The sequence below is a fragment of the Pseudovibrio sp. POLY-S9 genome, from assembly GCF_001431305.1.
Lineage (GTDB): Bacteria > Pseudomonadota > Alphaproteobacteria > Rhizobiales > Stappiaceae > Pseudovibrio.
The window spans coordinates 372,389-377,169 of sequence record NZ_LCWX01000237.1 but is presented as its reverse complement, the minus strand read 5'-3'; the positions used below and the strand labels follow the sequence as shown (position 1 = coordinate 377,169).

Below are 4,781 nucleotides of genomic sequence, written 5' to 3'. Positions count from 1 at the left end.
CGAGAGTTCCGATATATGCTTCTACCCGTCCCCAAGCTGGCAGGCTGATCGCTGTTGCCATCAAGCCTGTTCCTACAACAACCCCAATCATACTGAGTGTCAGGTCAAAGACGTCTTGTAGCAACGGCACCATGACCACCAGGCACGCTTGATGGAATGTACTCGCCGCAATGGCAGGCATAATTATCGCAGGTTTAAACAATGGAGACCACTATTCTCAATACAATCAGGAGGTGCGTATTAAATATGAGTCATACATTCAAGTATAATTTTGCGAACGCTTTGTCAAGCTGATCCATCAAACATTGCAGGGCTTTAAAGCGAGTGTTTCTCTTGAAATACAGAAACTACCGCGGTTGCATAGTTGAAACGCAGTGCAAGAGGTTTGGACAGAAAACGACTTTCTGTAAGTAGAAAACTGTCGGTGAGGAGGGAGAGAGTTTGAGATTTAAGCGGCTGTTTTGTTTGGTTAAATAACTTGAGGTTGCGAAAGTACTTGTAGTTCAAAGCAATAACCGTCAGCTAGCTACAGCTAATGAACTCTCTCGTTTTATATTTTAGATTTAAGCGGGTAACAAAACCTATAAACAAGTCTACGAAGATGATCATTCTTGAGAGTATATAATGCCTGCGAGCCTCTCTGGATTGCATCTACGGACGTTGAAGGTGGCAAAGAAACCAAAGCTAATTTGACGAAGCGGTTTCTAAGCTATTCAAAAAGGCGGGATCCTTATCTGTGAAATGATTGGCACAGATGTGTAACTGCATCAGCTTGACACAGTTTGGTGCAAAAGCATTGCCTAGTGACAGAGTTCTAACGATCAAGCTGGTAAAGGCACACAATTAAAACGATTTCCAGTTCACCACCACCATCGAATACCCCAAACTCAGGAAACAAACCGACACCCGTCTGAAGCAAATCCTCCGCGATGACACACTCGGATTGCTGGATGTCCTGCCTGAAACGGTGGAACTGACAGGTTCGAAAAGCGACCGTATGAAAGCCCTGTCAAAACTGGTTTCTGAGGTCTAACATGGTGTGAACCGGTCACTTGAATCAGTTTGTGAAGCAGGTGAATCTGTATATTAGAAAATTAAGTTAACCTATTGTTATAACTAGCTTATTGAATTGGAAGAGGCCTGATGACGCAACCGCTGGTGAAGCTTGGGCTGTTGGTGTGTTTGCCAATTCTCTTGCACACTTTCGTCCCTATGCAGGCTTGGTGGCCTGCGCTCAGATATTCAAGTTCCTACAAGCAAGACGCTCAAGAGCGCACTGTTGAATTTGAAAAGCTCAGTCTAGAGGTTGCGGGCAAAGCGATCGTGGTGATGAACGAGCGCGACAAAAGTCATATCTTCAGCGAGCGCACATATTTAAAACTGCTTAAGTTGCAGGGCGACAGGCGCGAGCCATCTCTGGTCGCAATGCATTGCAAGGGAAGTGTCTGCACCAACCAGCCAAGTGACGCTCACTTCGCAACGCTCATGTTAGCCTTGACTGCTTTGATCCTGGCCTTTGCCATGAAATTTGGGCTACGCGGGCCCTTCCCGTTGGGGGAAGCTACTGACATAGGTATGTCTGACAGGGACGCATAAGGCGCTCTACACATAGCAATAAAAAACCCGGCACTGCTTCCAGTCCCGGGTTCATAACAATCTCTCGAAAGCGATAAGCCTAGCCGCCTGTCAGCTCTTCCAGCTCAGCGGACATCTTCAGCCAGTTCTCTTCGGTCTCTTCCAGCACCTTCACATAGGCAGCACGGCGGATAGCATGTTGTTTTGCCTTGTCCGGTGCCTCGGTGTAGATGCGTGGATCAGCCAGCAGGGCATCAAGCTTTTTGATGTACTTCTGGTACTTGGAGATCTCTTTTTCCGCAGCTTCAATGTTCTTCTTCAACGGAGCGGTTTTGGCGCGGCGCTCAGCTGCTTCCTTCCGGCGCGCCTGCGCATTGGCTTTCTCGCTGTCCTCCTCAACCGCAACCTTGGACTTGGAGCCACTGTCGCCCTTCAGGATCAACTTGCGGTACTCCGCCATGTCGCCGTCGAAGTTTCTCACACCGCCATCGGCAACCAGCCACAGCCGGTCTGCACAGGCCTCCACCAGATGCCTGTCATGGCTGATGAGAATGACCGCACCGTCATAATCGTTGATCGCGTGCACAAGGGCTTCGCGGCTGTCGATATCAAGGTGGTTGGTCGGCTCATCGAGGATAACAAGGTTCGGTCCGTGGAACGTGGCAAGGCCCAGCAGCAACCGGGCTTTTTCGCCACCGGAAAGATCCTTGGCAGGGGTCAGCATCCGGTCCGTCGGCAAACCAAACCGGTCCACACGCGCGCGGATTTTGGATTCCAGTGCACCCGGCATCAGCGGACGCACATGCTCAATCGGATTGCTCTCCGGCATCAGGTCATCCAGCTGATGCTGCGCAAAAAACGCAGTGCTCAGCTTGGTGGCCTTAGTCATATCACCAGACATCAAACCAAGGCGCCCGGCAATCAGCTTGGCGAAGGTCGACTTACCGTTACCATTGGCACCAAGAAGAGCAATGCGGTCGTCATGGTCAATGTTCAGCGTCAGGTTCTTCAGGATCACCGTGTCATCATAGCCAACGGAAGCCTGTTCCAGCTTGATGATCGGCGGAGAAAGCTTGGCCTCAGGCTGCGGAATGTGCAGCTCCAGCCCTGAACCTTCATCCAACACGGAAATTGGCTGCATCTTCTCAAGCATCTTGATACGAGACTGCGCCTGTTTCGCTTTGGTGGCCTTTGCGCGGAAACGGTCAACGAAGCTTTGAATGTGCTTGCGTGCCTTTTCCTGCTTATCAGCCGCCTTCTTCTGAAGCAAAATGGTTTCACGGCGCTGACGGTCAAAACTGTCATAACCACCGCGATAGAAGGTGAGCTTGCCACCATCCATATGCACGATGCTGTCGACCGCATTGTTCAGGAGGTCACGATCATGGCTGATCAGAACAACCTGATACGGATAACGCGCAATGAAGTTCTCCAGCCACATCGTACCTTCAAGGTCGAGGTAGTTGGTCGGCTCATCAAGCAGCATCAGGTCTGGCTTGGAAAACAACAGGGCTGCAAGCGCAACACGCATACGCCAACCACCAGAGAAGTTGGCACACGGCTGTTGCTGCTCATCGTAAGAAAAGCCCAACCCGCTCAGGATCGCAGAGGCCCGCGCTTCAGCGCTGTGGCTCTCAATATCGACAAGTCGCGTATGGATCTCCGCAATCCGGTGCGCATCTTCAGCCGTTTCGGCCTCAGCCAAAAGAGCGGTGCGTTCCGTATCAGCCGCCAGAACCACTTCCAAAAGCGTTTCCTGCGTGCCCGGCGCTTCCTGAGCCACCTGACCCACGCGGGCCTTTTGCGGCATGTGCACACTGCCGCTCTCAACGGACAGCTCACCGCACAGCAGTTTGAACAGCGTAGACTTGCCAACGCCATTGCGCCCGACAAGACCGGTTTTCGCACCACTTGGAATAGTAACGGAGGCATTGTCGATCAAAAGACGCCCGGCAATGCGATATGTAAGATTAGAAACCTGAAGCATGCCACGCTGTTTGCCCGCAAACCTCTTGTTGTGCAAGGGGCAAGCAATCCGATTCTAATGTTTTTCTGATGATGGTGTGGCTTAAGAATGTGGGCTACTACTGATTACACGCAATTTTTTGATGATTATCTAAACAGTATTGAACTTGCTCGGGACTTACGATTGCATTGAATTCCCATGAACGAACGGTTCGCTCGAAGGACAGTTGAAAAATATCTGGTCTTTCTTCCGTGTCTCTTTGTCTCATTTGCCGGAGAAGACCCAAAATCTTAGATTTGAGTTTAGCTAATACGATCAACTCGTCTCGATAGCTATTCGCACAGAATACCAAGTCGTGCTTTTCATTAAAGGACGCGCTGGAATGTGCTTCTTGCAAGCCATGCATTATAGAGATGATAGCATTTGCAATGTGCTCATCACCATACTCCAAATAACCGCAAAGTGTATCTAGATAAAAATGTGGATCTTTAACATTTTTAAAGCCAAGATCATTTATTTCTTCGATTGAAATATCAGTTTCACTTGTTTCTTCTCTGCATTTTATTTCGATGAATAGTTTGTTATAGTTATATGCGAGAAGATCAATAAACTTGCCAATGTTGACTAGATCAAAAGGCAGGCGAGCACGATACATTTCCGCTCGTCTGTGACGTTCGTACTCGGCTTGCTCTTGGGCTGTAGCAGTTTGTTGTTTTATTGCTGACACAGAAAACGCAGTGATTACTGCAACGATAAGCGTTGCTAAAATGCCAAATGAACCTATCCAAAAGTTATTAGTCAAAGAAATGACTACATCAGCACCTCTTAGCACTCCGAATACCGACAGAGCTCCGTAAGCCGAAAACGTAATGAAGATGAGCGCAAATACCGCGAAAAAAAACAGCAAAAAAATTTGCCACCAGTCAAAAGCTGAAAAATTGATCTTCAATATACCTAACCCATTTGAATTAAATCAGATTCATGCCTTCCAATTTAATGTATTTTCTTTACTTCAATCAATGAAAGAAGTGTTTTCTTTTAGGTCCGGAGTGAGTAACTCCTACCTCTTCCCATACCTGAACGCCTCCGCCACAAAATGCTCAACCGCATCACGCGGATAATCGCCATCGGAAGGCACCCAGAGGCAGCGGTTGCCTTCAAAGCTCAGCACATCGCCATAAAGGGCGCGCATGTCAGCAATGAGGGTGGTTTGGCAGTGCACGAACAGGCCGAGCTGGTC

The 4,781-nt window shown here is 48.9% G+C and carries 3 protein-coding genes and 1 pseudogene; 1 reads left to right on the top strand and 3 read right to left on the bottom strand.

Annotated elements, in window-relative coordinates:
* Positions 1 to 1,143: 1,143 nt before the first annotated feature.
* Positions 1,144 to 1,596, top strand: coding sequence for a hypothetical protein (locus tag PPL9_RS25680; protein WP_057465353.1), 453 nt, complete (start codon positions 1,144 to 1,146; stop codon positions 1,594 to 1,596).
* A 79-nt stretch (positions 1,597 to 1,675) separates the two neighbouring features.
* Here the strand turns inward: PPL9_RS25680 and PPL9_RS25675 are convergent, their stop codons facing one another.
* From PPL9_RS25675 to PPL9_RS33760, 3 genes and pseudogenes are all read right to left on the bottom strand, one after another.
* Positions 1,676 to 3,562, bottom strand: a complete 1,887-nt coding sequence (locus tag PPL9_RS25675; protein ID WP_057465405.1) for an ABC-F family ATP-binding cassette domain-containing protein — start codon at positions 3,560 to 3,562, stop codon at positions 1,676 to 1,678.
* Positions 3,563 to 3,659: 97 nt separating this feature from the next.
* Positions 3,660 to 4,490, bottom strand: a complete 831-nt coding sequence (locus tag PPL9_RS25670) for a hypothetical protein (RefSeq protein ID WP_057465352.1) — start codon at positions 4,488 to 4,490, stop codon at positions 3,660 to 3,662.
* A 111-nt stretch (positions 4,491 to 4,601) separates the two neighbouring features.
* Positions 4,602 to 4,781, bottom strand: a pseudogene (locus tag PPL9_RS33760) (DUF1801 domain-containing protein); the annotation flags it as partial.

Coding starts and splice junctions, on each gene's coding strand:
- PPL9_RS25680 (WP_057465353.1), top strand. CDS start 1,144: ATGACGCAACCGCTGGTGAAGCTTGGGCTGTTGGTGTGTTTGCCAATT.
- PPL9_RS25675 (WP_057465405.1), bottom strand. CDS start 3,562: ATGCTTCAGGTTTCTAATCTTACATATCGCATTGCCGGGCGTCTTTTG.